The sequence below is a fragment of the Microbispora sp. H10949 genome (genome assembly GCF_014161435.1).
GTDB classification, from domain to species: domain Bacteria; phylum Actinomycetota; class Actinomycetes; order Streptosporangiales; family Streptosporangiaceae; genus Microbispora; species Microbispora triticiradicis.
Map to the genome: position 1 here is coordinate 163234 of NZ_JABBWZ010000005.1, position 25918 is coordinate 189151.

Here is a 25918-nt window from a genome sequence, read left to right on the forward strand (position 1 = left end):
CCGGGCCGGGCCCGGCGATCAGGGCTCGGGGGAATTCGGCGCCGCCCGAACACGCGCCGCGGGCGTGCCCTTTCGGCCAGGGGGTGAACGGCGCCCGCCGGACCGTCTTCCGGCAGGTGGATTGGGCCTTTTCAAAGATCGCCGCACGGGTTATCACAAAGCGGAAAGGTGAAAGTGAACCTTCCGCCTTCACCGTGATGGCCGCTTCACCCCCGATCACCGCTCCACCCGAAGCAGGGCACGACGCGCCGGGGCCGCCCGGCGTCGACATCTCGCACGCCCACTGGGCACCACCGCGATGGAGGACGGCATGCGCCTGTTACGTACCGTGGTCACTCGATTACTTCTGTTGTGTGCGATGGTCGCCGCGGGCGCCGCCGCCGGTGCGGGGGCCGCGAACGCGGCGGTTCCGGACGTATGGGGGTTCGCCTACGTCGACGTCACCTCCGGGGTGCCGAACCTGGCCTACCAGGCGGGCAGTTGGGCGCCCGGGCCGACGGTCAGCGTCACGCCCGGCGGCACCGGCGAGTACTTCGTGCGGTTCCCGAAGATCGGCATCCCGAAGGGCGGGATCGCGCACGTGACCGCGGTCTCGCAGTCGGCCGAGTGGTGCCAGATCGAGAAGTGGGGGCAGGCCGGCTCCGACGAGATCGTGGCGGTGCGGTGCTACCGGTTCGGCGGAGTCCCCGTCTGGGCGCGCTTCTCGATCGTCTTCGCCGGCAGCAGCGGGGCGCTGGCCTCGGCGACGCAGGCGTACGGCTACGTCTACTGGGACGGCTCGTCCATCGCCTCCGACTACAACTCCTCGCTCGGCGTGAACGCCGTCTTCCCCAACACGACCGGCGACTGGACCGTCTGGCTGCCCGGGCTCGGCTCCGCCGTGCAGGCGGGGAACATCCAGGTCACCGCGGTCGACTCGAGCAAGCCGGCGCGGTGCAAGGTGGGCGCCTGGAGCTGGGCGGCGTCGGGGCAGAAGATCCAGGTGCTGTGCCACGACGTCGCCGACAAGCCGTACAACACCGGCTGGACCCTCACCTACCAGCGTGAGCGGGCGATCACCGGGGCCTTCGCGCCGCCGAAGCTGTTCGCCTACACCTTCGACAACGTCCCGGCCAACCCCGGGCCGTACGCGCCGGTCCCCACCGGGATCAACTACAACTCCCAGAGCGGGGTCAACACGGTGCGGACGGCCGGGACCGGCATGCGCCTGGTGTACTTCCCCAGGGTCGGGTCGCCGCCCAACAACGTGCAGGTGACGGCGTACGGTCCAGGGCCGGAATACTGCAACCTGCTCACACTGTGGACGACCTCCGGCGCCGACGTCTACGTGCGTGACGTGGTCTGCTACAAGGGCACCACCCAGGTCGACCAGCCGTCGTTCGTGACCTACACCTCGAAGTACTGACAGAACCGGGGGCGGGTCACGGCACGCGGAGGCGGTGCGTGAGCCCCGTGTGCCGGCGGCCCGCCCCCCGCGTGCGGACGGCCTGACCGAGCGCCCGCCGCGACCCCACGACGACCACGAGCTTCTTGGCCCGGGTGATGGCGGTGTAGAGCAGGTTGCGCTGCAGCATCATCCAGGCGCTGGTGGCCAGCGGGATTACCACGGCGGGATACTCGCTGCCCTGGGAACGGTGGATGCTGACCGCGTAGGCGTGCGCGAGCTCGTCCAGTTCGTCGAAGGAGTAGTCGACGCTCTCGTCCTCGTCGGTGAGTACGGTCAGCTTGCTCTCCTCGGGGGTGATGGCGGTGACCACGCCGACGGTGCCGTTGAACACCCCGGCCGCGCCCTTGTCGTAGTTGTTGCGCAGCTGGGTGACCTTGTCGCCGACGCGGAAGACGCGTCCGCCGTACCGGCGCTCGGGCATGCCCTCCCGGGCGGGGGTCAGCGCCTCCTGCAGGGCGATGTTGAGCGCGCCCGCGCCGGCCGCGCCGCGGTGCATCGGCGCCAGGACCTGCACGTCCCTGCGGGGGTTGAGCCCGAACTTCCGCGGGATGCGGCGGGCGACCACGTCCACGGTCAGCGCGGCGATCTCCTCGGGCTCCTCGCAGGGGAACAGGAAGAAGTCGGGGAACTCCCGCACGAGAGGGTGCTGGCCGGTGTTGACGCGGTGGGCGTTGACGACCACGCCGGACTCCTGCGCCTGGCGGAAGATCTGCGTCAGCCGCACCCGGGGGACGTCCGGGGCGGCGAGCAGGTCGCGCAGCACCTCGCCGGCGCCGACGGAGGGAAGCTGGTCGACGTCGCCGACGAACAGCAGGTGCGCGCCCGGGGCGACCGCCTTGGCCAGCTTGTTGGCCAGCAGCAGGTCGAGCATCGACGCCTCGTCCACCACGACCAGGTCGGCGTCGAGGGGGTTGTCGCGGTCGAAGGTGGCGTCCCCGCCGGGCCGCAACTGGAGCAGCCGGTGCACGGTGGTGGCCTCGTGCCCGGTCAGCTCCGCCAGCCGCTTGGCCGCCCGCCCCGTCGGGGCGGCGAGGATGACCTTGGCGCGTTTGGCCCGCGCGAGGGTCACCACCGAGCGGACGGTGAAGCTCTTGCCGCAGCCGGGGCCGCCGGTCAGCACCGCGACCTTCTCGGTCAGCGCGAGCCGTACGGCCTGGGCCTGCTCGGGGGCGAGGTCGGCGCCGGTGCGGCCGCGCAGCCAGTCGAGGGCGGCGGGCCAGTCGACGTCCGCGAACGCCTTGAGCCGGTCGTGGGACGAGGCCAGCAGGCCGCGCAGCGTTCCGGCCAGCGACAGCTCGGCCCGGTGGAAGGGCACGAGGTAGACCGCCGGGACGGTGACGTCACCGTCCTCGCCCGCCTCGCCGTTGCCTCGCGCCGGGATCTCCTCGCGGACCACCCCCTCCTCGGCGACCAGTTCCTCCAGGCAGGCGCCGGCCAGGGCGGCCGGCACCTCCAGGATCTTCACGGCGTCGGCGACGAGGTTGGGCGCGGGCAGGAAGCAGTGGCCGTCGTCGGCGCCCTGCGACAACGTGTAACGCAGCCCGGCCTTGACCCGCTCGGGGCTGTCGTGAGGGATGCCGACGGCCTGGGCGATCGTGTCGGCCGTCTTGAACCCGATGCCCCACACGTCGTCGGCGAGCCGGTAGGGCTCCTTGCGGACCACCTCGATGGAGTCCTCGCCGTACTGCTTGAAGATGCGCACCGCGATGGAGGTGGACACCCCGACGCCCTGCAAGAAGATCATCACCTCTTTGATGATCTTCTGTTCCTCCCAGGCGGCGGCGATCATCTTGGTGCGCTTGGGGCCGAGCCCGGGCACCTCGACCAGCCGCTTGGGCTCCTCCTCGATCACCCGCAGCGTGTCGGTGCCGAAGTGGTCCACGATCCGCTCGGCCATCTTCGGGCCGATGCCCTTGATCAGGCCCGAGCCCAGGTAGCGCTGGATGCCCTGGATGGTCGCCGGGAGCACCGTGGTGTACGACCAGACCTCGAACTGCCTGCCGTACCTGGGGTGGGAGCCCCAGCGGCCGGTGAGCCGCAGCGACTCGCCCACCTGCGCCCCGAGCAGCGGCCCGACCACCGTCAGCAGCTCGGTGCCCGACCGCTCGGTGGCGACCCTGGCGATCGTGTACCCGGTCTCCTCGTTGGCATAGGTGATCCGCTCCAGCACGGCGTCGAGCTGGACGCCGGGCGGCCTGCCTTCGGGACCCGCGGTGGTCATGCGTGGCATTCTCCCCCACGCCCTGGGTGCCGTTGACCAACGTGTCCTGCCAGCCGCCGAATACGGATGACCCCTATGTGACCTCGTGTGACGTCGGCGGCTCCGGCGTATCGGCCGCCCAGCCCGTCGTCGCACTCGGCGCGGGCCTGCACCCCTTCGTGCTGGTCTCCTCCGGCACCCCCGGCATCGGCCCGCGGCTCGCGGAGGCGATGGTCGCGGCGGAGGTGGCCACCCTGCGGCTTCTGGCGGGCTTCGCACTAGGGTGGACGGTGAGGTGGTGGCGCGGTGACAGTCAGTGCTGAGGTGCAGATCACGGATCTGGCGATCGACGATCACGCGTGCCTGACCTTCGGCGAGCCGGAAGAGCTGCTCGACCTCACCGCCGCGTTCGTACGGGACGGGCTGGCGGGAGGGCTGCGCGTCGTCTGGCTCTGCGAGGAGCCGCAGGGAGCGCTGGCCGAGCTGAACCGCCGCGGGATCGCCGTGCAGTCCGCCACCGCGAGCGGCCGGATGGACGTCGTCGCCTCTCAGGAGGGCCTGCTGTCCGGGCAGGTCTTCACCGTGGATCACGCGATGGGGTGGCTGAGCGCCCAGATGGAGCGGACCGCCCACGAGGGCTACTCGGGACTGCGGGTGGCCCTCGACATGGGCTGGGCGCTGCGGCCGGTCCATGGTGTGGAGCAACTGCCCGCCTTCGAGGAGAAGATCGCGACGATCCTGGCGGACAGCAGCGTGTCGGTGTTGTGCCAGTACGACCGGGAACGCTTCGACCCGGTCACCCTCGCGTCGGTCTCCCCGTTCCACACGCGGGCGGTCGCCGCGGCCACCTACTACGACGACCCGCTACTGCGGATTTGCCGCCAGTACGCGCCACCCGGCATCCGGATGGCGGGACAGATCGACCGGGCGGCCGAGGACGCCCTGGCCCTGGCGCTGAGCGAGGCTATCAGGACGGACGGCCCCGTCACGATCAACATGGCTGAGCTGTCCTTCATCGACCTCTCCTGCACCCGGATGATCATCGACGTGGCACGGAGCCTGGTGCCGGCCCGCAGGGTCGTCCTGCGGTGCAATCCCGCCATCGTGCCGCGGTTCGTGCTGCTCGGCGCTCAGGGCATTGCCGGGGTCAGCCTGGTGACCGCGCATGAGTGATGCCAGAACCAACGACGCCGCCCACGTCGCCCCGGCCTCCGGCGGTGGGAAGCGGAGCGCCGCGACGCCGGTGCTGATCCTCGACCAGCCGTTCGACCGCGGCTCGCTCTACCCCCTGCGGGAGACGCTGGAAGCCCACGTCGTCCACGCCGGGCTCCCCCACGGGCGGTCGGTGGACCTGGTGCTCACCGTCCACGAACTCGCCACCAATGCGGTCTTCCACGGCTCGGGAACCGGACGGGCGAGGATCTGGCAGCTCGACGGCGTGCTGCGGTGTGAGGTCGCCGACCCCGACTCGCCGGGGCACGACGCCGCCGGATGGCCGGTCCAGTACGGACACGGGCTGTGGCTCGCCCACTACCTGTCGGACCGGTTCACGATCGACTCAGGCCCGGAGGGCACACTCGCCACGGCCCATTTCACCCTCCCCGGGCCCGGGTCGCGCCGGTCCGCCACGCCGCGGCTGCGCCGTCTCGAGTCGCACACCGTCCTCGAGCTGGACGGCGCCCTCGACGAGCAGGCGGCCCCCGCGATCATCGCGACGGTCGGCGAGCTCGTCTCCGGCACACCGGTGCCGGGGCTGGTGATCGACCTTTCCGCGGTGACCTACTGGGACAGCACCGGCATCACCGCCCTCATCGTGGCGCAGCAGCGCGTATCGGAAACGAAGGCGGGGATGCTGGTCCTCACCGGCCTCGCGGCCGAGTTCGCCGAGCGCCTAGACGCGCTCAGCCCGGTTCCGTTCACGACCCGCGAGACACCCGCCAAGGCGGTCCCCCTGTTTCCGCCCTCCTGAAGCGCTGTTCGTGTGCGACGTCGGCCTCCAGCCAGTCGGTCAGCCTGTCGGCGTCGGCCACCGAGCACTCCCGAAAACGCAGGTGCTTGCGGATCTCGCGGCGATGCATCCCTGACGGCGGACTCCATCACCCACCCCATGTGCGCCGATCCGGACCGCAAAGAGATGTTCGCGAAGAAGCCTTTGCGAAGAACTCTTTGCGGTTTAGGATGGGGGCATGTCCGACTCACCGTCCTCGCCTTACACCCCGGGCAACCCCGATGTGATCGTCCTGGATGCCAAGGGCCTGCGTGCCCTGGCGCATCCCGTACGCGTGCAGCTTGTCGGCCTGCTGCGCAAGCACGGTCCGTCGACCGCCACCCGGCTCGCCGAGCGGCTGGGCGTCAACTCCGGCACCGCGAGCTACCACCTGCGGCAACTGGCCGCCGCGGGCTTCGTCGAGGAGGACACCGGACGCGGCAACGCGCGCGAGCGCTGGTGGCGCTCGATCCACCGGTCGACGTATTTCGAGGGCATCGACCTGGTCGAGCGGGAACCCGAAGTCGCGCTGGCCTACCTGCAGTCGGTCGCCGCCGTTCACACCCTGCGCGTGCAGCGGGCGGTGAACGAGTTCCAGACGATGCCCCGGCCGTGGCGGAGCGCCGCCGACATGAGCGACTGGGCGCTGCGGCTCACCCCCGAGGAGACCGTGCGGCTGCGGGACGAACTGCACGACGTCCTCGCCCGGTACCGCCGCGACGTCCCCGAGGAGGCGGCCGCCGCACCGGAGGGCGCCGAGCGGGTGGGGCTGATCACCTACATCCTGCCCGAACTGGACGCCCCCGTCCCCGGCGCGGACCCAGCCGGCGACCCGGACGATGATCCGGACGGCGGCGGGGGCACGGCGGGGACGGGCCCGTCATGACGGCCGCGGCGAGCGGCCCCACGACCGGACCTGCGGCCAAACCTGTGGCCGACGCGGGCGGGTCCTCCCGGGAGCGGGGAGCGCGGGCGCTGACCGGGCTGCTCGCGGCCACGGCGGTGGCGCTCACCGGCACCCGGGTCTCGACCGTCGCGCTGCCGTGGTTCGTGCTCGTCACCACGGGCAGCGCCACCCAGACGGGCCTGGTGGCGTTCTGCGAGATGACCCCCTACGTGGTGGTCAAAGCACTGGCCGGGCCGCTGGTGGACCGGGCCGGGCCGCGACGGATCTCCTCGAGCACCGACCTGGTCAGCGCGGCCGCCGTCGGCGCCGTACCCCTGCTGCACGCCCTCGGCCTGCTGTCCTTCCCGCTGCTGCTGGCCGTGGTCGCGGTGGTCGGCGCGGCGCGCGGCCCCGGCGACCTCGCCAAGCACGTGATGGTGCCGGAGGCGGCCGAGCGCGGCCGGGTGCCGCTGGAGCGGGCCACGGGACTGTCGGGGGTGACCGAGCGGCTGTCGTCGACCCTCGGCCTGCCGGCCGGCGGGATCCTGGTGGCGCTGCTGGGCCCCCTGACCGGTCTCGTCGTCAACGCGGCGTGTTTCGCGCTCGCCGCGCTGCTCGTCGCGCTGGCGCTGCCGCGCGGCATGGGACGGCCGGCCCCGCCCGAGAGCCCGGGACGTCCGCCGGTGGAGGCGCCGTCCGGCGCGGAGCCGGGTTACTGGCGGCGCCTCGGCGAGGGCTTCGTCTTCCTGCGCGGCGAACCGCTGCTGCTGGCCGTCATCGTCATGGTGGGCATCACCAACCTGCTCGACGCGGCGCTGAACACGGTGCTCCTGCCCGTGTGGGCCGACCGGTCCGGCAACGGTCCGGCCGCCATCGGCCTGAGCAACGGCGTGCTGGGCGCCGCGGCGATCGCGGGGAGCCTGCTCGCGGCGGGTGCCGCGCACCGGCTGCCGCGCCGGGCGGTGTTCTTCACCGGGTTCCTGCTGGTCGGGGCGCCGCGGTTTCTCGTCCTCGCCGCGGACGCGCCGATGTGGGCGGTGGTCGCGGTGTTCGCCGTGGGCGGCTTCGGGTCCGGGTTCCTCAACCCGATCCTGGGTGCGATCGCCTTCGAGCGGGTGCCGCGCGCCCTGCTGGGCCGGGTCAACGGGCTGGGCGACGCGCTGGCGTGGGCGGGCATCCCCATCGGCGGGCTGGTCGCCGGGGCGGCGGTGGCCGCCTTCGGCCTTGCCCCGGCGCTGGTGGCGGGCGGCGTCGCGTACTTCCTGACCACCAACCTGGCCGGGCTGCGCCCCGAGTGGCGCGAGATGGACCGCTCACGGAGGCCTGGTTTCCGGCCGGTGGCCTGCGCCGATGCGGAGGCCGCGCGGGCGGTGGAGCGCTAGCCTGGTGCCGATCACGGAGCGGGAGGGGTGGGGCATGGTTTCGGAGGGGACGGCCCGGGCGCTGCTGGCGAAGCTGGCGGCCGAGCAGGCGGAGTCACGGGTGCCGTCGCTGGTGGCGGCGATCGTGCGGGGCGGCGTGGTCGCCTGGTTCGGGGCGCGCGGCCGGGTCGGCGACGAGCCGCCCACTCCGGACACCCAGTATCGCATCGGCTCCATCACCAAGACCTTCGTCGCGACCGCCGTCATGCGGCTGCGCGACGAGGGCCGGCTCGACCTGCTGGACCCCCTCGGCAAGCATGTGCCGGGCACCCCGCTGGGTGACGTGACGGTCGCGCAACTGCTGTCGCACACCGGAGGGCTGACGGCCGAGTCGCCCGGCCAGTGGTGGGAGCGCACGCCGGGGACGCCGGCGGCCGACCTGCTCGCCGCGCTCGGCCCGGAGACCGCGCGGCACCGGCCCGGCCGCCGCTACCACTACTCCAACCTCGGGTACGCCCTGCTCGGCGAGCTGGTCGCGCGCAAGCGGTCGGCGCCGTGGGAGCAGGTGGTGCGTGAGGAGATCCTGCTGCCGCTCGGCATGCGCGACACCACCCCCCGGCCGAGGCCGCCGCACGCGACCGGGTACGCCGTGCATCCGTGGGCCGACGTGCTGCTGCCCGAGCCGGAGAACGACCACGGCGCCATGGCCCCCGCCGGGCAGATGTGGTCCACCCCCGCCGACCTGGCCCGCTGGGCGGCGTTCGTCGCCGGTGACACCGGCGAGGTGCTGCGCCCGGCCACGCTGGCGGAGATGCGCGAGCCGGCCACGGTGGAGGACGGCGACGCCTGGGCCCGCGGCTACGGCCTGGGCCTGCAGCTCGCCCGGCACACCGGGCCCGGCGGGCCGCGGCGGCTGGCCGGGCACACCGGGTCGATGCCCGGCTTCCTGGCCACGGTGTGGGCCGATCCCGCCGACGGAGTGGCGGTGCTGTGGATGGCCAACACCACCTCCGGGGTGCGCCCCCTCGACACCGCGCTGCTGGACATCCTGGCCGAGCACGAGCCGCCGCTGCCCGCCGAGTGGCGGCCGTCGCCGGTGGACGAGGACCTGCTGGAGCTGACCGGGCCGTGGTACTGGGGGCCCGCGCCGTACGTGCTGCGGGTCCTGCCGCGGCGGGGCCTGTCGCTCGGCCCGGTCAACGGGCGGGGCCGGGCGTCCCGGTTCGCGCCCAACGCCGACGGCACCTGGGTCGGGCTCGACGGCTACTACGCCGGGGAGACCCTGCGGGTGGTCCGCTCCCCCGGCGGCGTCACGCATCTCGACCTCAACACCTTCGTCTTCACCCGTGAGCCGTACGACCCGGCGGCCCCGGTGCCGGGCGGGGTCGACCCCGACGGCTGGCGGTGACCCCACCCGGCCAGGTGGCCGGTCATCAGGTGGCCGACAGCGCGGCCGTCGGCGGCAGCCGGGCGGCGCGCATCGCCGGGTAGAGACCGGCGATCGTGCCGATGACCAGCGCGGCGCCGGCGGCCCCTGCGAACGCCCAGGGCGGCACCACCGGCGGCCAGCCCCGGGCCAGCGCGTAGGCGATGGTCGCGAGGCCGCCGAGCACCGTCCCCGCCAGCCCGCCGAGGGCCGACAGCAGCAGCGACTCGGTGAGGAACTGCAGGCGCACCTGCCCGCGGGTGGCGCCGAGCGAGCGGCGCAGGCCGATCTCCCTGCGCCGCTCCAGCACCGAGATCACCATGGTGTTGGCGACGCCGACCCCGCCGACGAGCAGGGCCACCGCGCCGAGGCCCAGCAGCAGGCCGGTGAAGGCGCTCGCGGCGGCCGCCCGGGCGGCGAGCGCGTCCGAGGGCCTGCTCACCGTCACCTCCTCCGGGTTCTCCGGGTTGACCGTGCGCGGCAGCACGGCCCGTACGGCCTCCACCGACTCCTCGGCCGACCGTTCGTAGATCGTCGTCGGGTGGCCGTCGAAGCCCAGGTAGTCGGCGGCGGCGGGGAAGCCGACCAGCGCCGAGCGTTCGATCTCGGGGGCGAGCGGCATCGGGCCGAGGATGCCGACGACGGTGAACCACCGCTCGCCCATCCAGACCCGTACGCCGGTCCGGGTGACGCCGAGGCGTTCGGCGGCCCTGGCGCCCAGCACGACGGCGGGCCGCGTCTCGGTGGCGGCGTTCAGCCAGGTGCCCGCGGTCACCCGGCCCTCCAGGGTGGCGAGCAGGCCGGACGTGGCGGCCTGGACGGCGATGCCGCCGGTCACCGCCTCGGGGATGTGGTTGGTGCGCCGGATCGTCGTGTCGACCACCCCGGTCGCCGACGCCGTGCGGACCGGTCCGATGCGCCGGACCATGCGCAGCGCCTCCTCCGGCAGCTTCGCCTGCTCGCCGAACAGCGTGCGGCCCGGCGAGACGGTCAGCAGGTTGGTGCCGAGCCGGTCGAGGCGGCGCAGCAGCTCCTCCCGGGAGGAGGCCGACACGCCCAGCACGGCGATCATGGTCGCGATGCCGATGGCGATGCCGAGCGCGGACAGGATCACCCGGGCGGGGCGGGTGCGCAGCCCGGCCATACCGGTCCGCAGGACGTCGGAGGGCCCGAGCCGGGCGGGGACGAGCCGCCCGCCGGTCGTCTCGCCGGTCATCGTGCTGCTCCCTTCGCGGTCGCGGGGACGGGCCCGGGCGGGCGGCGGCCCGTTCCCGGGCCGTCGTCGCCGGCGATCCGCCCGTCGCGGACGCGCACCTGGCGCGGGCACCACGCCGCGATCTCCGCGTCGTGGGTGATGACCAGGATCGTGGTGCCGGAGGCGTGCAGGTCCCGCAGGACGGCCAGCACCTCGGTCCCGGCCGCCGAGTCGAGGTTGCCCGTCGGTTCGTCGGCGAGCAGCAGCGGCGGATCGCCCGCCACCGCGCGGGCCACCGCCACGCGTTGCTGCTCGCCGCCCGACAGCTGGTGGGGACGGTGGCCGAGGCGGTGGCCGAGGCCCACGCGTTCCAGCGCCGCGGCGGCCTTCTCGCGCCGGGCCCGCGGCGGGACGCCCATGTAGAGGAGCCCGTCGGCGACGTTGTCCAGCGCGGCGACCCCGGGCGCGAGGTGGAACTGCTGGAAGACGAACCCCAGGTGGCGGGCGCGCAGCGCGGACAGCTCACGGTCCGACAGCCCCGGCACGTCGTGCCCGGCGATCCGCACGGTGCCGGTGGTGGGCCGGTCGAGCGTGCCGATCAGGTGGAGCATGGTCGACTTCCCCGACCCGGACGGCCCGGCGACGGCCACCAGCTCGCCCCGCTCGACGAGCAGGTCCACTCCGCGCAGCGCCCGCACGCCGCCGTAGGTCCGGGTCACCTCGCGCAGTTCCACGACGTACGGCCCGCCGGTGCGGGTGGGCTCGTTCGGTGGCCGGTTCACGGGGCGGGCACCCCGACCTTCATGCCCTCGGCGAGCCCGGCGCCGGTGATCTCGACCATACCGCCGCCGAAGGCGCCGGTCTCCACCGGCACGATCCGGGTCGCGGCGCCCTCGGCCACCTCCACACCGAAGCCGCCCTCGCGCAGCGCGAGCAGCGCCTCCACCGGCACGGCCAGCACGTCGCGGCGGCGTTCGCTGACCAGCTCCACCTGCACGGGCGCCCTGTCGAGCCGGGTTCTGGGGGTCTTGGCCAGCGTGATGTCCACGTCGACGGTGCTGTCCTCGTCCTGTCCCTCACCCTGCGAGGCCGCCTTGGCGACCGTGCCGACCGAGGTCACCCTGCCCCTGACGTGTTCACCGCCGGGCAGCTCCACGGTGACTTTGGCGCCCTTCCGCACTAGCGCCTGGTCGCTCGTGGACAGGTCGACGTGGACGAGGCGGCGCAGGCCCGACACGACCAGGGCCGGTTGTCCCGGGGCGGTCCTGGCGCCGACCTCGGCCCTGGCGTCGGTCACCCGGGCGGCGGCGGGCAGGAACACCACCTGGGTGGCGTCCACCTGCCCGGTCCGCGGCAGCCCGGCGTCGTCCTGCCACTGCCTGACGGCGAGGTAGGTGGCGTAGCTGAAGTGGTCGTCCACCGTCAGGTCGCCGCCGTAGCCGAGGACCTTGAGGTTGCGTTCGAGCTGCTCGACGTCCGGCCCGTCGGCGACGCCCTGCCGGAGCGTACGGTAGAGCGGCAGCGTGCCGTACATCAGCACGACCGGGCGGCGGGCGACCCGCAGCAGCGGGCGCCCCCGGCGGACGACCGCTCCCTCGGCGGGCACCCAGGTCACGACGCCCCGGGCGTCGGTGACGATCCGCCGCTCCCCGGAGTAGGTGAGCGATCCCTCCACGGTCTTGGTGTCCACCAGGTCCTGCCGGGTGATCGGGGTGGTGGCGGGGACGGCCGGCGTGGAGGGCCCGGCCGCGCCGGCTCCTCCACCCGGCCCTCCGGACGGGCCGCCGCCCGCCATGGCGACGGCCGTCCCCGCTGCGGCCAGCGCCAGGACGCCCGCCCCGGCGAGCACCAGGGCACGGCGCGTCACGGCCGCTCCCCCGGCGCGAACTCCTCGCACGCCTTCTGCGCCGCCTCCATCGTCTTCTCCTGGCCCGGCTTGACCTTGACGAGGAGTCCCTCGCCGGGCTTGGGGTCGGCCATGTCGATGCCGTGTTCGCGCATGCACTGGGCGAACTTGAGCATCCGGTCGCGTTCCCGGGGGTCGTCGGCGCCCGCCCGGTCGCCGACGGCGTTCTTCATGAAGTGCTCGCAGGCTCGCATGGCCTCGCGGGTCGTCGCCTCCTCCCCCTTCCGGGCGCGGATCTGGACGCGGCCCTGGGCGTCGGGATCGGGCATGTCGACGCCGTGCTCGCGCATGCACTGGGCGAACTTCAGCTGGGCCTCGCGCAGGTCTGTGCTCGCCGAGGCGGACGGCGCGGCCGTGGTCCCGGTCGCGGCGCCGCCGCCGGCGGCGGCGATTCCGTCGCCGTCCGGGGCGTCGCCGCAGCCGGCCGCCGTCACCAGAGTCGTCGCCAGGGCCAGGCACAGCCCCGCCCGTACGGGTCGTGAGCGCATGGTCGTTCCTCCTCCCCCGGGGCCTTCGCCCGGGACGGGGCCCAACTCCAGCGCAGCCGGTGCTAAACACGGATAAGGAGGAGCCCGCTGGGCGTCCGGGAGGCTTCGCTTATCCGCGCCTAACACCGCGTGCGTCACTGTCGGTGCCGAGCGGGAGGCGAGGATGCGGGTGCTGGTGGTCGAGGACGAGGAACAACTGGCCGACGCCGTCGCCCGGGGGCTGCGGCTGCACGCGATCGCGGTGGACGTGGCCTACGACGGCCGGGAGGCGCTGGAGCTGACCGCCTACGTGGACTACGACGTGGTGGTGCTCGACCGCGACCTGCCCGACGTGCACGGGGACGAGGTGTGCCGGGAATTGGTCGCCGCGAGCGGCGCGAGCCGGATCCTCATGCTGACCGCGGCGGGGCGCGTGCGGGACCGGGTCGGCGGTCTGGCCCTGGGCGCCGACGACTACCTGGTCAAGCCGTTCGCGTTCGCCGAGCTGGTGGCGCGGGTCCGGGCACTGGCCAGGCGCTCGCCCCGGGCCGCGCCGCCGGTGCTGGAGCGGGCCGGGATCCGGCTCGACCCGGCCCGCCGTACGGTGACCCGGGACGGACGGCAGGTGGCGCTGGGCCGCCGCGAGTTCGACGTGCTGCGCGAGCTGATGCGCGCCGGCGGCGGACTGGTCAGCTCGGCGCGGCTGCGCGCGAGCGTGTGGGACGAGCACGCCGGCGCCGGGACGGGCGTGCTGCGCGTCACCCTCACCTCGCTGCGCAGGAAGCTGGGCGACCCCCCGGTGATCGAGAACGTCCCGGGCCGGGGGTACCGCCTGTGACCCGGCGTCTGCTGGTGTGGCGCAGGCTGGGGCTGCGGACACGGCTCACCCTGCTGTACGGCGGGCTGTTCTTCGTCGCGGGCTCGGTGCTGCTGTGGTTCACCCACCTGCTGACCGCCCGGGCGCTCAACCAGCGGTTCGTCGTGGCGGTGGACAAGGTGACCGGCGGCGCGCGCCCCACCCCCGCGGTGTCCGGCTCCGCCCTGCCCGGCTCCACCCTGCCCAGTGACACGCTGCCAGGTGACACCCTGCCCGGCGGCGTGCTCGGCACGGACGTGGTCGCGCGGCGCATCCGCACCGACGTCGAGCAGGGCGCGGCCGACGTGCTGGACGAGGTGCTCCGATCGTCGCTGATCGTGATGATCCTCGTCGGGGTGGTCGCGGTGGTGCTGGGCTACCTGGTGGCCGACCGCGCGCTGCGCCCGCTCGACCGGGTGACCGAGACCGCGCAGCGGCTGTCGGAGAGCACGCTGCACGAGCGGATCGCCCTGCGCGGCCCCCAGGACGAGGTCAAGCGGCTGGCCGACACCTTCGACGCGATGCTCGACCGGCTGCACCGCGTCTTCGACGCCCAGCGCCGCTTCATCGCCAACGCCTCCCACGAGCTGCGCACCCCGCTGGCGGTCAACCGCACGGTGCTGGAGGTCTCGCTGGAGGAGCCCGCGGCGTCGGAGGACCTCAAGGCGCTGGCGCGGGCCCTGCTGGGCGCCACCGCCCGGTACGAGCGGCTGATCGACGGGCTGCTCATGCTGGCGCAGTCGGAACAGGAGATCACCACCCGCAGACCGGTGGACCTGCGGGAGGTCGTCCGTACGGCGATGGAGCAGATCGGCCCGCAGCCGCGCCGCGGGAAGGTAACCGTCCACGAGGACCTGTGCCCGGCCGTCGCGCACGGCGATCCGCTCTTCCTGGAACGCTGCCTGGTCAACCTGCTGGAGAACGCCGTCAAGTACAACGTGCGGGACGGGGAGGTCTGGGTCCGCCTGCGTGAGGACGACGCCGGGGCGTGCCTGACCGTGGAGAACACCGGGCCGCCGGTGCCGCCGTACGAGGTCGGTGACCTGTTCGAGCCGTTCCGGCGGCACGGCGGCGACCGGATCCGGTCCGCCCGCGGCGCCGGGCTCGGGCTGTCCATCGTCCGCGCCATCGCGGTCGCGCACGGCGGCACGGCCGACGCCCGCGCCCGCCCGGAGGGCGGCTTGGTGGTCACCGTACGTCTGCCCAGGTAGGGGCGACCGGAGTGCGAGCGAGACGTGTCGCACGCCGGCGGCCGGTACGTCGCAGGCGCGAACCGGTGTCGTAGGCGGTACAGCACCCCTCACCCGTGACCGTCACGCGAATGCCGCGGGAACATGAGAAGGAATCCAGCGCGACGTGATTTCCCCTATGAGCTGGGCCGTCGCCGCTCAGCGTTGTTTTTTCGGCGAGAACCATTGGGACGCATGAGGATCGCGGGATTGGCCCGGTCTGTGACGATGCCCGGTTGCGGGCGTGCATATCAGGCCGGTAATGAGATGCCGGAAGACGTAATTTCGGGCCTCGGGTCGGTGCGGTATCCGCCGAAAATCCAGCGCATATCTCTGAGCAGCGGAAACGTCGAGGTCATGGAGTGAGACGCCCGGTGGGATTTTGCGGAGACTCGGCCGCCTGTCGCAGAACCCTTGTACAGGCGCATCACCGCTCATAAACTCGATGTAATGACAGCCGTGTGATTTGTCGTATCTCGCGCGCTGCCGAGCGCACGTCCGTGACGGTCCTGGAGGAGACGCCATGCCGCTTCCCGATCAACCTGTCGATGGAACGCTCGTGCACCGCCCGCGTCCTCGCAGGGCCGACACCGGGAATGCCGACATCAGCGGAGACGTCTACACCGAATTGGACGGCCTTCGCTACACCATTCACTTGAGCAAACAGGCGGTCATCTGGATCGACGGCATGGAGAAGCTCTTCGATCAGCTTCTGAACGCGTCCATGGAGGCGATCGAAGAACTCGCGCCGCTCTTCGAGGCGATAAGTATCTATATCGACGCCGAGGCGGAGTCGATCAAGGTGGTGTCGAACGGCGTATCAGACGGAAGGGTCAAACTGGTGGGATATATCCCCGATCCTACCGTGATGCCGGAGCCGGACGAGGGCTACGTCCCCCCGGGAGGATGGGACCCCCCGGCCACCGTGAACGGCCTGCGGTGGTGGACTGTCAACTCCATCAGCCTCTACAACAAGCGTTGGGCCTTCACCGCCACCAATTCGAATCCGGACGAGTCCTCGGTGTCGTCGATCTACTTCTCCACCGAGTACGACGGGAACTCCATGCACGTCAACCCCCGGGATTTCCGGAGTACCTACGGATGGCCCTGCCTCCAGGGCCATGCGGAGTTCGACAGCGGGCTGGACACGTGCACCTTCGTCCCCCGCACCGGAATGTGGTGGCTGTTCAACGGCCCGTACTGCGCGAGAACGAACGGCTACGGAGACTCTCTCACCTGGTCGCCGTCGAGACTGACGGAGACGTGGGCCGGGCTCGGCCGGATCGACCGCGGAGACTTCGGTCAAGAAGAGAAAGACCACTGGGCCAACGGAATCTCCTGCGCCACGACCGACGGCAACGGCTACTACTGGCTCACCGCGGGAAACCGGGTCGCCGTCCTCGAACCGAACAGCGGAGATTTTCTGCCCATCGCCGGCTGGGACCGTCCCAGGGATCTGACTGAAATATGGCCGGCTCTCCAACACCTGGAGGAGGCCGGCATCATGGGCGACCAGACCCTGAAAGCCCTGTGCTGGGCACACAACGGCAACAGGGCGAAATGGTTTCTGGTCTTCCACAGCACGCTCTTCACCAATTACCCCGACGACGGCTCGGGCAGTTTCGGTTACAACTTCATCGCGTGCCAGTCCGACACGGAGGACTGGTACTACAGCTGGAACGCCATGTTCAACTACCTGAACGGCCCATGGCCGTACCCGTCCTGCGATTGACCGCACCGCCCGGGGTGACGCCATGAAGACGATGGTCATCTCCGAGCCGGCGGCGCCGCGCCGCCTCGTCCCCGCGCGCGGGCGGCGGCGTACACCGGCGTGAACAGCGCTGCCCGGCGCGACTTGTAGTACTGCTCGCACAACGGCAGGTGGTTGTGCGGATCTTGGCCGCCATCCGGTCCGGCGTGGTGTAGCCGGGCGACTCCCGACTGGTGCGGTCGATCGATGCCAACGCGCACCTCGAAGGTCACGGGGCCGCGTGTACTTCACCCCAGGCGCTCAGCCATGCCACCAGCACGTGGTTCGGCCTCCCCCCAGGTCAGCGAGGCGCGTTCGCTGTGAGCGAACAGAGGTGTGAGCAGAGGAGAAGAAGGGGAACGCGGCAACCCCGGCGGGGCGGGCGGACCCGTTCTTTGCCCCCGCCCGCCCGGCATCTCACCAGGTAAAACCCGACTTGTCATGACTTGACTGGTTTGGACGTGTCTATTACGTTTTGGGCAACTCGGGGCCCACTTGCTCATCTCAGTGGTCAAGAAAGCCCACCTCACACCGACGCGGCCGGCCGATCTCGGCCTGCCGTTCGGCTGCCTAATCCGCGCGAGCGGAGCCGGGGACCCAACCTCTTCCTGGGGTGAATCGGCATACCTGCCGTAGGGCGACTTCCAGCCCGAACCCGTCAGCTAACCCGGTCGGCAGCATGGAAGCAAAGGGAGTCCGCCCATCATGCACGCCCTCACGACCTGTCTGCGCACGGCCCTCGCCGGCGGAGTCCTCGCCTCGGCCGTGGCGATCGCCCCGCCCGCCGCGCAGGCGGCGGACAACCCGGCGGCCGGCAAGGGCACGGCCGCCGTAGCCGCGCCGTCCCTGACCGAGATCGCCGCCCGGCTGCCCAAGGTCGGCCCCCAGGACGTCATCAAGCTGGCCGCGAGCCAGGTCGGCATCAGCGAGGACGCCGACGGCGGCGGGACCAAGTTCCAGGAGTGGTACATGACCAGCCCGCGCGCCCGCGAGACCCTCGCGCGGGACGGCGGGGCGCTGGAAGAGTACGAGAACGCCCCCTGGTGCGACATGTTCGTCTCCTGGGTCGGCCAGCAGCTCGGCATCCAGCCGGTCATGGGTTCCGACGCCTACACCGTGGAGCACGCCCGCTGGTTCGCCGACCACGGCCGCTGGGGCCGTACGCCCAAGCCCGGGGCCGTGGTGTTCTTCAGCTGGAGCGGCAGCAAGAAGATCGGCGACATCCAGCACGTCGGCTTCGTCGTCAGGGACAACGGCAACGGCACGATCCGCACCGTCGAGGGCAACACCGGGAACGGGGCCGTCGAGGCCCGCACCCGCCCCACCTGGCAGGTCGCCGGGTACGGCTACCCGGTCTACCCCGCCGAACTCGCCTCCTGACGAGATCCCCGTAGGAATACTCGACCAAGAAGCCTCAGAGCCGCGGCGAACCCGAGCCCTTATGACCGGGGTCTCGTGTTCACGACCGCGGCTCTCGGCTTGTGGCCGGGTCAGTGACCAGCGGGTTCCCACCACGTCGGATTGGCGGCTGCCTGCGCCACCGGCTCGATGATCTCCCACGCCTCCGCGATCAGCCCGTCGCAAGGCGCCAGACATCGCCGCCGACGTCTCAGTCCGTCACGTCAGCCTGGTGGAGACCGCGAGCCGTACCCGGCGCTGGTCATCGATCGTGGATGGAGCATCGAGATGGCCAACCGAGCCATCGACCCGTTCCTCGCGAATGTCGCCCCCGACCTGCTGCGGCCGCCGATCGACATGGTGCGGCTGGGATTGGACCCGCGCGGGTTCGCTCCCCAGATCGTCAATCTGGCCGAGGTGCGCTCGCTGCTTCGTACCCGCATCGCGCGTCAGCTCGCCACCGCTCCCGACCCCGAACTCACGGCGGACGCGGAGAGCGCCGCCTACTTCACCATGTCCGACGTCGGTGCCGACACGAGGAGTCGTACCGACCTGCCGACTGCGTAACGCCGGACGCTCACCCGTTCCGGCGGCAGCGCGGCTGGACCGTCTCGGCGCTCGATGCCGGCGGGGCGTCGGCGATACTGTCGACGTGGAGTACGTGTCCAGAGTGCCGCGACCTCCGCTGGACAGGCTGATCGACGACCTTTACTACCTGGAGGGTGCGCCGCCGTACGCCCGGCTGACGTTGCCGCCGATGCCGGCGGCGTTGCTCATCGTCAACCTCGGGGCGCCGTTCCGCATCCGCGCCGGCACCGACATCGAGACGGCCGAGTACGCCGACGGCTGCGTGGTCACCATGCCCACCCGCGCCTTGGAGTTCGGCTACCCACTCCGGACCCGGTCCGTCGGCGTGCACGTCAAGCCGTGGGGGCTGGCGCCGTTCCTGCCGATGCCCGCGGCCGAGCTGTGTGACCGGCCGGTGACGGTAGAGCAGGTTTGGGGCCGGCCCGCCGTCGCCGAGCTGCGAGACCGGCTGGCCACGGCGGGCGGACCGCACGAGATGCTGACGCTGCTCGAGGAGGAGCTGATGCGACGGCTGTCCGAGACCACCGGCCTGGGACTGGTCCGCCATACGAGCAGCGTCATCGCGGCGACCAGCGGGGCGGTGGCGATCGGCGACCTGCGCGTGGCAGCGGGTGTCAGCAGCACCCATCTGACGCAGCGGTTCAAGGAGCTCATCGGCGTCACGCCGAAGCGGCTGGCCCGCACCTACCGCTTCGCCGCCACCGTGTTCGCGATCGACCCCGCCGGACCGATCGACTGGGGCCACCTCGCCGGTGGCGCGGGCTACTTCGACCAGGCCCACTTCGGCCACGAGTTCCGGGCGTTCACCGGGCTCACGCCGACCCGGTACGTCGAAGTCCGGCGGCGGTTCCTGCGCGAACATCCCGGCCACGTGATGGACGGCTGGCCGCTGCCGGCCGATTGATTTCTTACAAGAGTGACAGCTCACGACACGCTAATTTGGGGCACCCCAAAGCAGAGGAGAGCCCCGTGGGCAAGGTGGTCATGTACAGCTCGGTGTCGGTGGACGGCTTCGTCGCGGACGAGAATGACCAGCCCGGGCCGCTGTTCGACTGGTTGTCCAGCGGTGACGTCCCATTGGACGAGAGCGGCGAGCTGAAGGTGTCGCAGACGTCCTACGACTACACCCGGGCGTACTGGGACCAAATCGGAGTCACGATCGTCGGCCGCCACGTCTTCGACCTGACGGACGGCTGGGACGGCAAGCCGCCGAGCGGCATCGACCACGTTGTCGTCGTGTCGCACCGGCCGATGCCCGAGGGCTGGGACCCCCAGGCGCCGTTTCACTTCGTCGACGGCGTCGAGGCAGCCGTGGCCAAGGCGCAGGAGCTCGCGGGTGACCGCTTGATCGAGGTCGCCGCCGGCGACGTCGGTGGCCAGGTGCTTGCCGCAGGCCTGATCGACGAGGTGCGCATGGACGTCGTACCCGTCGTGTTCGGGTCCGGCAAGCGCTACTTCGGGTCGATCCACGCGCAGCACCTGTTGGAGGATCCTGACGTGGTGATTCAGGGCAACCGGGTGCTTCACCTGCGCTATCGGGTGCGCCGTTGACCGATCTGAGCGGGTCCGCGAAGAAGCTGCACGAGTCTTACCGACACCCCGACTCGCCGCGTCGCCGCCGACGTGGTGGCTGTTCTCACGGGCTGGAGACTGCGGAGGTTCAAGCGACCAGCAGGCGAAGGCCAAGCTCGGCCGCCTCGAGATCGAGGAGTTCTCGGTTGCGCTCGGCCCACCGGCCGGATGCGAGGTCGTCACGGAGGCTGTGCACCGCACGCCGCTCGGCATCCGGCCCGACCCTGGCCCAGACCGATATCCCGCGACGGACGTTCTCGTCCAGGTACGCCTCCGGCCGGCGCCAGTACGCCTCGAAGAAGCCGTCGGCGCAGTCCCACGGAATGAGCACCGGCTCCATCCGGGCACCGATCGCACCGGCCAACTCGGTCACCGAAGGCCGGCCGGTGCGGAGGTCCGCGACCTCAGGCAGGTAGTCGCGGGTGAGCCAGAACCGGCGAAGCCATCCGGCGTCACTGGTGTCGTGCGTGAACACCACCACCCGGCGCGCGACCCGCCGCATCTCGCGCAGGCCGGCGATCGGGTCCTGCCAGTGATGAACGGAGGAGACAGCCATCGCGGCGTCGAAGGACCGGTCGGCGAACGGCAGGTTCTCGGCAGACCCGGCCAGGCACGGCGCCGCGTCCGGAGGGCGCTGCGAACGCATGAGCGCCGACGGTTCCACCGCGAGCACATGGCGGTCGGGGGGTTCGTAGGACCCGGTCCCCGCCCCGACGTTCAGGATGGTCCGGGCATCGCCGAGCGCGGCCCATATCCGCTCAGCGATGCGCGGTTCGGTGCGCCGTGTCACCGTGTAGGCGGCACCGATGGTGTCGTACAACTGCGCGCCGGACATCGGCACCGCCCTTCGGTCGTCACCCGTCGTCCCCGCCATGGTGCGCGGTGCCGCGGCCTCGCACCAGAGGCAGGTACACCTCGTCGACGATCTCGACGAGGACGTCGTCGGGCGCGGTGGGCACCCCGCGTACGACGAACTCGTTGCGCAGCAGGACGACGGCCACCGTGGCGACGCGGGGATGGAGCGCCTCGGGGGACGCCTCGCCGCGCGCGACCGCCCGCCCCAGGATCGTCAGCCAGGCGGCGGCCGCGGCGTCGCCGGACTGCTCCGGCAACTGCGTGAGGAACTCCTGCGCGCCGCCGGCGGCCGATATCAGCTCGCGCAGGATCGCGCCGAGGGGGGAGCTCCAGTGGCGGTTGGCCCGGCGCAGCATCTCCAGGACGTCGCCGCGCACGTCGCCGGTGTCGGGCGGTTGCACCGCCGTGACCAGTTGCCGGTAGGCGGCGATGCCGAGCGCGAGACGGCTGGGCCAGCGGCGGTAGATGGCGTTCTTGTTGGTGCCGGCGCGGGTGGCGACCTTGTCCATGGTCAGCCCGGCGTACCCCGATTCGAGCATCTCGTCCACCGCGGCGCGCAGGATCGCCTCCTCCAAGGAGGCGCCGCGCCGCCGTGTCCGCCCCGCCCCCGGAGGTTTGACCGAGTCGTTCACCGCGAGCCTTTCACTTACAACCGCGCGTACCTTACCTGTGGATCTGGTGGGAAGGTTAGCGAACCAGCAAGGTACCCGGCGTACCGCGAAGCGAGAAGACGGCTGATGGTGCGGGCGTTGCGGCGGGTGGAGGACATCGCCCGGTTTCGGTTGGGGCGGGGGCGGGTCAGGGTCTCGTCGCCAACGCGGTCGCGCTATGCGGGGTTCACGGCTTGGCAGGTGGGATGTTGTGATTGAGCCGGAAAGTGTTTTCAGGATCGTAGACGGCCTTGATTTCGGTAAGGCGCTGGTAGTCCTCGCGCTCGTAAGCTGAGCGCACCTCCTTGGCGGCGTCCTCGCCGTTCATGAAGTTCAGAAGGCGGCCGCCGGTGCTCCACGGGGCGAGCGCTTCGAGCATGCGTTTGTGCGCCGGCCGGATTTCGGTGATGTCGGCTCGTTCCAGCCGGGAGACCACGTTGAACAGGTAGCGCGCGTCTCGGTGGCCCACGGCGTTGGCGACGGTCGGCGGGAGGGCAAGTCGGCCGCCGAGGTGACGCAGTTCGAAGATGTGCGGCAGCGGCGCGTGGGGTGGGGCCAGATCGAGGATGGTGCGTACGGCCGTGGTGTCGAGCTCGCCGAGCAAGGTGGTGCCGGCCTCGATGAATCCGGGAAAGGGTGGATCGGCGTAGATGGACCCGGCTTCCGTGTAGGGCAGTACGCCGAGGGTGTCACTCATCGGGCCGAGCGCCCGCAACGGCTTGACCAGGTTCTCGGCGGCATCGAGTACGTCCGCGGCGTAGGCGATGCGGACGTGGACAACCTGCCGGCCTCGCAAGGCCTCCGGGAACGCAGGGATGTCCGGGTAGGACATCTGCATGATCGACGAGCTCATCTCATCGGGCACAGTGGCCGTCCAGCGTAGGTAGGTGTCGAACACCTTGGCGGCCACTTCACCGGGGAACTGCAGTGATCCGCCGTAGAGGGTGGTGATCGGCACGAGACCGATCTCGATGCCGGTCACCACACCGAAGTTGTCCCGGCCGCCGCGCAGTCCCCAGAACAGGTCCGGGTAGGACTTCTCGGTGACATGCCGTAGTCGGCCGTCCGCTGTGACGACGTCGATGCTGCGTACGTGATCGGCGGCGTAACCGTAGCGCCGGGAAAGCAGACTGAGCCCTCCTGCCAGGGTGTAGGCCACCACGGCGAGGCCCGGATAGGAGCCTGACAACGGCGCCAACCCGGCAGGCGCGGCCTCGTGGATCACTTCGTCCCATCGGGTTCCGGCTGCCACCCAGGCCGTGTTCGCCTCGAGGTTCAATCGGACACCCGTCATCCGAGTGGTGTTGATCAGCACTCCGCCCTCACCGGCGATGCCGGCTGACGCATGTCCGGTGCCCTGCACGGCCACCGGGAGCGCGTGACTTCTCGCGAATTCCACCGCAGCCCGCACGTCCGCGGTTCCGGTCGCGCCGACCACGAGGTCGGGCCGATGCTGACGAGCGAGCTGATACCCGGCCCGTTCGGCGTCGTAGCCCTCGGCTTCGGGTGTGAGCACCGGACCTCTCACCCGCTCATCCAGGGCCTTGACCTCGGCTGGGTCTATGTCGGCGGGCTGGAAGCGTTGGGGCCTTGAACTGCTCATGATCATTTCCTCTGGGTTGTCGCCATTGGCGCTCGGATCAGCCGGAGCGGACGCAAATAGTAAGGCGACCGTACTATCGATCGGCACGGTATTGTCAAGTCGCCTGACCAATCGCGGCGGAAGAAGGGGCACTCGGGATGACGACGCGCACCGGAAGGCAGGGCGACCAAGGTGCGAGCGAGATCCCACTTCCCGCCTTGTTCACGCAGGCCAAGGAAGTCACGCTCGCGGAGCTGCACCGGCGGCTCGATGCGGAGGGATTCGAGGGGATCCGTTACAGCCACGGCGCCGTTTTCCGGTTCATCGATGCCGAGGGCTCGCGGCTGACCGTGCTCGCTGAACGCTCGGGGCTCTCCAAGCAGGCACTCGGTGAGGTGGTTACCGAGCTCGAACGGCACGGCTACGTCGAGAGGACGATCGATCCCGACGACCACCGTGCCAAGATCATCCGACTGACCGAACGGGGAATGAAGGCGCGGGTTGCCGCCGCGCGGATCCTCGGGGACATCGAGCGGCGGTGGGCGCAGCACCTCGGCCGGGATCGGATCGCCGGCATGCGCATGGTGCTGGAAGAGGTCGTCCGCTTCGAAAAGGGCTAAGCAGGGGGCGGGGACAAGCAGCCCAAACCGCCCGAACCCGCCCCAGCATGGCCAGTCGATCGAAGACGCCGCCGTCCTCGCCGCAGGCGGTTCCGTGCCCGCGGCGCTGGACGCCTACGATGCCCGGCGCCGCCCCCGCACCCAGGCCGTCGCCCGCTCCGCCCGCCAGGCCGGTCATCAGATGGTCAACGCTGGACCGGTCACCATGCCCTGACCGTTCTCGCCCTCCGGCTCACGCCCTCAACGCTGTGGGCACGTCTCGCGCCCCGTACGCTCGGTGCCCTGTGGGGCTGGACACCCCCTGCCCTGCCTGAACCGCACAGCTGACCCGCCGTGTCATCCGCCTGTCCTCACTTGACCACACGGTAGGTCAGGTGCTCGGCGGCCGGGGTGGACACGGACTCGAGCGGCTCCAGGCGCAGGGACTCGGGCATGCCCTCGGGGAACAGCGACGTGCCGCCGCCGAGGATGATCGGGGCGAGGTGGATCCGGAGGACGTCCACCAGGCCGGCGCGCAGGAACGCGTCCGCGATCGTGCCGCCTCCCAGGATCACGATGTCCTTGCCGCCGGCGGCGGCACGCGCCTTCTCCACGGCGCTGTCGAGGCCGTCGGTGACGAAGCGGAACCGTTCGCCCAGCCGCACCTTCTCGGGTCGCGAGTGGGTGACGACGAAGACGGGCGGGGCGGCGATCTGGTCCTGGTCGTGGCCGTAGCCCACCTCGTCGTTCCATCCCTTCGGCCCGTCGACGATGTCGAAGGTGCGCCGGCCCATGATGACTGCGCCGGTGTCGGTGAAGGACTTGTGGAGGATCTCCGCGTCGCGCGGCGTACGGTCGTCCGTCACCCAGGCGTGCAGCGGTTCGCCGCCCACCCCCAGGCCGTGTTCGAGGTCGACGCCCGGCGCGCTGACGTACCCGTCCAGCGACATCGAGATGTCCACGACGACCCGGCTCGCCTCCGGGCGGCCCTCGGCCGGGTCGTGGGCCAGCTCGCCGAGGCGGTCCATCGCGTCGCGGATGCCGCGCTCCATCCCGCTGGCGATCATGGCGTCACGGGCCTCGACGGTCGGGAACACGGACCGGGTCCACAGCCGGGTGCGTCCCCCGAGGTCCTCGAACGTCGCCGAGTCGAGGCTGACGACATCGGGCGTGCCCTCGTGCTCGAAGGTCTGGACGATCCGCTCGCCTGGGGTGACGGTGTGGAAGACGCCGCGGAAGACGTGCTCGTTGCCCTCGACGTCGCGGTGCACGTAGCGGTACGCCCCGCCCGGGCGCGCGTCGAACTCGATGAGGCGCATCTCGATGTCACGCGGGCCGAGCCAGCGGGTGACCAGCTCGGGGTCGGTGTACGCGCGGAAGAGCCGCGCGGGCGGCGCGTCGAACTCGCGGACGACCTCGATGAACGGGCTGCCGGGCTGGGCCGTGATGGTGGTCGGGTTCTCGATCATGGTTCCTGCTCCCTAATCTCGCCGAGTACGTCGTCGAGGCGCCGGAACTGCCCCTCGCGGGTCAGCCGGTAGGTGTCGATCCAGCTCGTCAACTCCTCGAGCGCCGCCGGGTTCAGACGGCACGGACGGCGCTGGCCGTCACGGCTCCGCGTGATCAGCCCGGCCGCCTCCAGCACCTGGATGTGCCGCGACACGGCCTGCTTGGTGATCGGGAACGGCTCCGCGAGCTCGTTCACGGTCGCCTCGCCCCGCGACAGCCGGGCGATCAGCGCGCGCCGGACGGGGTCGCCCAGTGCGGCGAACGCCCGGTCCAAGCGATCCTCCGCCTCGTCAATCGACATCTTTATCAACCAACCTCTTTATCAACCGATAGGTTGATAATAGGCACGGAGCCGTGGCCGGGACAAGGGGTGGCGGCGTGAAAATCGCGAGCAGTGGTGGGCGGTCGGCTCGGATAAGTAAGTCAAGCCTTACTTTCGCGGGAATCGAGCCGCA

The 25918-nt window shown here is 71.4% G+C and carries 25 protein-coding genes and 1 riboswitch; of the genes, 15 read left to right on the plus strand and 10 right to left on the minus strand.

Annotated features, from left to right (window positions below):
• Window positions 1-310 precede the first annotated feature (310 nt).
• Complete coding sequence (locus HHX40_RS14215; protein ID WP_182880959.1) at window positions 311-1405, plus strand: hypothetical protein; 1095 nt, start codon at window positions 311-313, stop codon at window positions 1403-1405.
• 16 nt (window positions 1406-1421) lie between these two features.
• Here the strand turns inward: HHX40_RS14215 and HHX40_RS14220 are convergent, their stop codons facing one another.
• Window positions 1422-3668, minus strand: a complete 2247-nt coding sequence (locus HHX40_RS14220; RefSeq protein WP_182880960.1) for an ATP-dependent RecD-like DNA helicase — start codon at window positions 3666-3668, stop codon at window positions 1422-1424.
• Between the two features lie 77 nt (window positions 3669-3745).
• Here HHX40_RS14220 and HHX40_RS14225 point away from each other — a divergent pair, with 77 nt between their 5' ends.
• The 6 genes from HHX40_RS14225 (at window position 3746) to HHX40_RS14250 (ending at window position 9289) form a co-directional block, all read left to right on the plus strand.
• Entirely contained in the window at window positions 3746-3970 is a 225-nt protein-coding gene (locus HHX40_RS14225; protein WP_182880961.1) for a hypothetical protein, read from the plus strand.
• Entirely contained in the window at window positions 3954-4820 is an 867-nt protein-coding gene (locus HHX40_RS14230) for an MEDS domain-containing protein (protein ID WP_182880962.1), read from the plus strand. The genes HHX40_RS14225 and HHX40_RS14230 overlap by 17 nt, the downstream gene beginning before the upstream one ends.
• Window positions 4813-5616: an STAS domain-containing protein gene (locus tag HHX40_RS14235; RefSeq protein ID WP_182880963.1), complete on the plus strand. Its 804-nt coding sequence runs from the start codon at window positions 4813-4815 to the stop codon at window positions 5614-5616. Before HHX40_RS14230 ends, HHX40_RS14235 begins: the two co-directional genes overlap by 8 nt.
• Window positions 5617-5833: 217 nt before the next feature.
• Window positions 5834-6520: an ArsR/SmtB family transcription factor gene (locus tag HHX40_RS14240; protein ID WP_182880964.1), complete on the plus strand. Its 687-nt coding sequence runs from the start codon at window positions 5834-5836 to the stop codon at window positions 6518-6520.
• Window positions 6517-7902, plus strand: coding sequence for an MFS transporter (locus HHX40_RS14245; RefSeq protein ID WP_182880965.1), 1386 nt, complete (start codon window positions 6517-6519; stop codon window positions 7900-7902). The genes HHX40_RS14240 and HHX40_RS14245 overlap by 4 nt, the downstream gene beginning before the upstream one ends.
• Before the next feature lie 4 nt (window positions 7903-7906).
• Window positions 7907-9289 carry a serine hydrolase domain-containing protein gene (locus HHX40_RS14250; RefSeq protein ID WP_310738096.1) on the plus strand — a complete coding sequence of 461 codons (1383 nt, stop codon included), beginning with the start codon at window positions 7907-7909 and terminating at the stop codon, window positions 9287-9289.
• A gap of 25 nt (window positions 9290-9314) precedes the next feature.
• Here the strand turns inward: HHX40_RS14250 and HHX40_RS14255 are convergent, their stop codons facing one another.
• The 4 genes from HHX40_RS14255 to HHX40_RS14270 are packed head-to-tail and all read right to left on the minus strand — an operon-like array spanning window position 9315 to window position 12896.
• Complete coding sequence (locus HHX40_RS14255) at window positions 9315-10523, minus strand: ABC transporter permease (protein ID WP_111697781.1); 1209 nt, start codon at window positions 10521-10523, stop codon at window positions 9315-9317.
• Window positions 10520-11284: an ABC transporter ATP-binding protein gene (locus tag HHX40_RS14260; RefSeq protein WP_310738097.1), complete on the minus strand. Its 765-nt coding sequence runs from the start codon at window positions 11282-11284 to the stop codon at window positions 10520-10522. Before HHX40_RS14260 ends, HHX40_RS14255 begins: the two co-directional genes overlap by 4 nt.
• The gene (locus tag HHX40_RS14265; protein ID WP_310738098.1) at window positions 11281-12369 is read right to left on the minus strand and encodes an efflux RND transporter periplasmic adaptor subunit; all 1089 of its coding nucleotides are present in this window, start codon (window positions 12367-12369) and stop codon (window positions 11281-11283) included. Before HHX40_RS14265 ends, HHX40_RS14260 begins: the two co-directional genes overlap by 4 nt.
• Window positions 12366-12896 carry a hypothetical protein gene (locus HHX40_RS14270; protein WP_138460697.1) on the minus strand — a complete coding sequence of 177 codons (531 nt, stop codon included), beginning with the start codon at window positions 12894-12896 and terminating at the stop codon, window positions 12366-12368. The genes HHX40_RS14265 and HHX40_RS14270 overlap by 4 nt, the downstream gene beginning before the upstream one ends.
• 163 nt (window positions 12897-13059) lie before the next feature.
• Here HHX40_RS14270 and HHX40_RS14275 point away from each other — a divergent pair, with 163 nt between their 5' ends.
• The 7 genes from HHX40_RS14275 to HHX40_RS14305 all read left to right on the plus strand — a co-directional run bounded on the left by HHX40_RS14275 (window position 13060) and on the right by HHX40_RS14305 (window position 20247).
• Window positions 13060-13713, plus strand: a complete 654-nt coding sequence (locus HHX40_RS14275) for a response regulator transcription factor (protein WP_182880966.1) — start codon at window positions 13060-13062, stop codon at window positions 13711-13713.
• The gene (locus HHX40_RS14280; protein WP_310738099.1) at window positions 13710-14942 is read left to right on the plus strand and encodes a HAMP domain-containing sensor histidine kinase; all 1233 of its coding nucleotides are present in this window, start codon (window positions 13710-13712) and stop codon (window positions 14940-14942) included. The genes HHX40_RS14275 and HHX40_RS14280 overlap by 4 nt, the downstream gene beginning before the upstream one ends.
• Window positions 14943-15483: 541 nt before the next feature.
• Window positions 15484-16692: a hypothetical protein gene (locus HHX40_RS14285; protein WP_182880967.1), complete on the plus strand. Its 1209-nt coding sequence runs from the start codon at window positions 15484-15486 to the stop codon at window positions 16690-16692.
• 575 nt (window positions 16693-17267) lie between these two features.
• Window positions 17268-17402, plus strand: a riboswitch (cyclic di-AMP (ydaO/yuaA leader).
• A gap of 13 nt (window positions 17403-17415) precedes the next feature.
• A complete protein-coding gene (locus HHX40_RS14290; protein WP_182880968.1) occupies window positions 17416-18090 on the plus strand; it encodes a CHAP domain-containing protein in 675 nt (224 codons plus the stop codon).
• A 168-nt stretch (window positions 18091-18258) separates the two neighbouring features.
• On the plus strand, window positions 18259-18675 hold the full coding sequence (locus HHX40_RS14295) for a hypothetical protein (RefSeq protein ID WP_220499112.1): 417 nt from the start codon (window positions 18259-18261) through the stop codon (window positions 18673-18675).
• An 85-nt stretch (window positions 18676-18760) separates the two neighbouring features.
• The gene (locus tag HHX40_RS37685; RefSeq protein ID WP_220499113.1) at window positions 18761-19600 is read left to right on the plus strand and encodes a helix-turn-helix domain-containing protein; all 840 of its coding nucleotides are present in this window, start codon (window positions 18761-18763) and stop codon (window positions 19598-19600) included.
• Window positions 19601-19665: 65 nt separating this feature from the next.
• The gene (locus HHX40_RS14305) at window positions 19666-20247 is read left to right on the plus strand and encodes a dihydrofolate reductase family protein (protein WP_182880970.1); all 582 of its coding nucleotides are present in this window, start codon (window positions 19666-19668) and stop codon (window positions 20245-20247) included.
• Between the two features lie 109 nt (window positions 20248-20356).
• Here HHX40_RS14305 and HHX40_RS14310 read toward each other — a convergent pair whose 3' ends face one another.
• The 3 genes from HHX40_RS14310 to HHX40_RS14320 all read right to left on the minus strand — a co-directional run bounded on the left by HHX40_RS14310 (window position 20357) and on the right by HHX40_RS14320 (window position 23376).
• On the minus strand, window positions 20357-21103 hold the full coding sequence (locus HHX40_RS14310; protein ID WP_220499114.1) for a class I SAM-dependent methyltransferase: 747 nt from the start codon (window positions 21101-21103) through the stop codon (window positions 20357-20359).
• Window positions 21104-21122: 19 nt separating this feature from the next.
• A complete protein-coding gene (locus HHX40_RS14315) occupies window positions 21123-21698 on the minus strand; it encodes a TetR/AcrR family transcriptional regulator (protein WP_259403588.1) in 576 nt (191 codons plus the stop codon).
• A gap of 262 nt (window positions 21699-21960) precedes the next feature.
• Entirely contained in the window at window positions 21961-23376 is a 1416-nt protein-coding gene (locus tag HHX40_RS14320) for an FAD-binding oxidoreductase (protein WP_182880972.1), read from the minus strand.
• A 137-nt stretch (window positions 23377-23513) separates the two neighbouring features.
• Here HHX40_RS14320 and HHX40_RS14325 point away from each other — a divergent pair, with 137 nt between their 5' ends.
• Complete coding sequence (locus HHX40_RS14325; protein WP_182880973.1) at window positions 23514-23975, plus strand: MarR family winged helix-turn-helix transcriptional regulator; 462 nt, start codon at window positions 23514-23516, stop codon at window positions 23973-23975.
• A 350-nt stretch (window positions 23976-24325) separates the two neighbouring features.
• Here the strand turns inward: HHX40_RS14325 and HHX40_RS36640 are convergent, their stop codons facing one another.
• Both HHX40_RS36640 and HHX40_RS14335 read right to left on the minus strand, forming a co-directional pair.
• On the minus strand, window positions 24326-25423 hold the full coding sequence (locus tag HHX40_RS36640; RefSeq protein ID WP_182880974.1) for an SRPBCC domain-containing protein: 1098 nt from the start codon (window positions 25421-25423) through the stop codon (window positions 24326-24328).
• Window positions 25420-25764 carry an ArsR/SmtB family transcription factor gene (locus tag HHX40_RS14335; RefSeq protein ID WP_111697771.1) on the minus strand — a complete coding sequence of 115 codons (345 nt, stop codon included), beginning with the start codon at window positions 25762-25764 and terminating at the stop codon, window positions 25420-25422. Before HHX40_RS14335 ends, HHX40_RS36640 begins: the two co-directional genes overlap by 4 nt.
• Window positions 25765-25918 lie beyond the last annotated feature (154 nt).

Bases quoted from the DNA above. Each gene is read 5' to 3' on its own strand.
- HHX40_RS14235 (WP_182880963.1), top strand. From the start codon at position 4,813: ATGAGTGATGCCAGAACCAACGACGCCGCCCACGTCGCCCCGGCCTCC.
- HHX40_RS14290 (WP_182880968.1), top strand. From the start codon at position 17,416: ATGCACGCCCTCACGACCTGTCTGCGCACGGCCCTCGCCGGCGGAGTC.
- HHX40_RS36640 (WP_182880974.1), bottom strand. From the start codon at position 25,423: ATGATCGAGAACCCGACCACCATCACGGCCCAGCCCGGCAGCCCGTTC.
- HHX40_RS14325 (WP_182880973.1), top strand. From the start codon at position 23,514: ATGACGACGCGCACCGGAAGGCAGGGCGACCAAGGTGCGAGCGAGATC.
- HHX40_RS14320 (WP_182880972.1), bottom strand. From the start codon at position 23,376: ATGAGCAGTTCAAGGCCCCAACGCTTCCAGCCCGCCGACATAGACCCA.
- HHX40_RS14255 (WP_111697781.1), bottom strand. From the start codon at position 10,523: ATGACCGGCGAGACGACCGGCGGGCGGCTCGTCCCCGCCCGGCTCGGG.
- HHX40_RS14310 (WP_220499114.1), bottom strand. From the start codon at position 21,103: ATGTCCGGCGCGCAGTTGTACGACACCATCGGTGCCGCCTACACGGTG.
- HHX40_RS14295 (WP_220499112.1), top strand. From the start codon at position 18,259: ATGATCTCCCACGCCTCCGCGATCAGCCCGTCGCAAGGCGCCAGACAT.
- HHX40_RS14240 (WP_182880964.1), top strand. From the start codon at position 5,834: ATGTCCGACTCACCGTCCTCGCCTTACACCCCGGGCAACCCCGATGTG.
- HHX40_RS14285 (WP_182880967.1), top strand. From the start codon at position 15,484: ATGCCGCTTCCCGATCAACCTGTCGATGGAACGCTCGTGCACCGCCCG.
- HHX40_RS14245 (WP_182880965.1), top strand. From the start codon at position 6,517: ATGACGGCCGCGGCGAGCGGCCCCACGACCGGACCTGCGGCCAAACCT.
- HHX40_RS14220 (WP_182880960.1), bottom strand. From the start codon at position 3,668: ATGACCACCGCGGGTCCCGAAGGCAGGCCGCCCGGCGTCCAGCTCGAC.
- HHX40_RS14215 (WP_182880959.1), top strand. From the start codon at position 311: ATGCGCCTGTTACGTACCGTGGTCACTCGATTACTTCTGTTGTGTGCG.
- HHX40_RS14335 (WP_111697771.1), bottom strand. From the start codon at position 25,764: ATGTCGATTGACGAGGCGGAGGATCGCTTGGACCGGGCGTTCGCCGCA.
- HHX40_RS14270 (WP_138460697.1), bottom strand. From the start codon at position 12,896: ATGCGCTCACGACCCGTACGGGCGGGGCTGTGCCTGGCCCTGGCGACG.
- HHX40_RS14275 (WP_182880966.1), top strand. From the start codon at position 13,060: ATGCGGGTGCTGGTGGTCGAGGACGAGGAACAACTGGCCGACGCCGTC.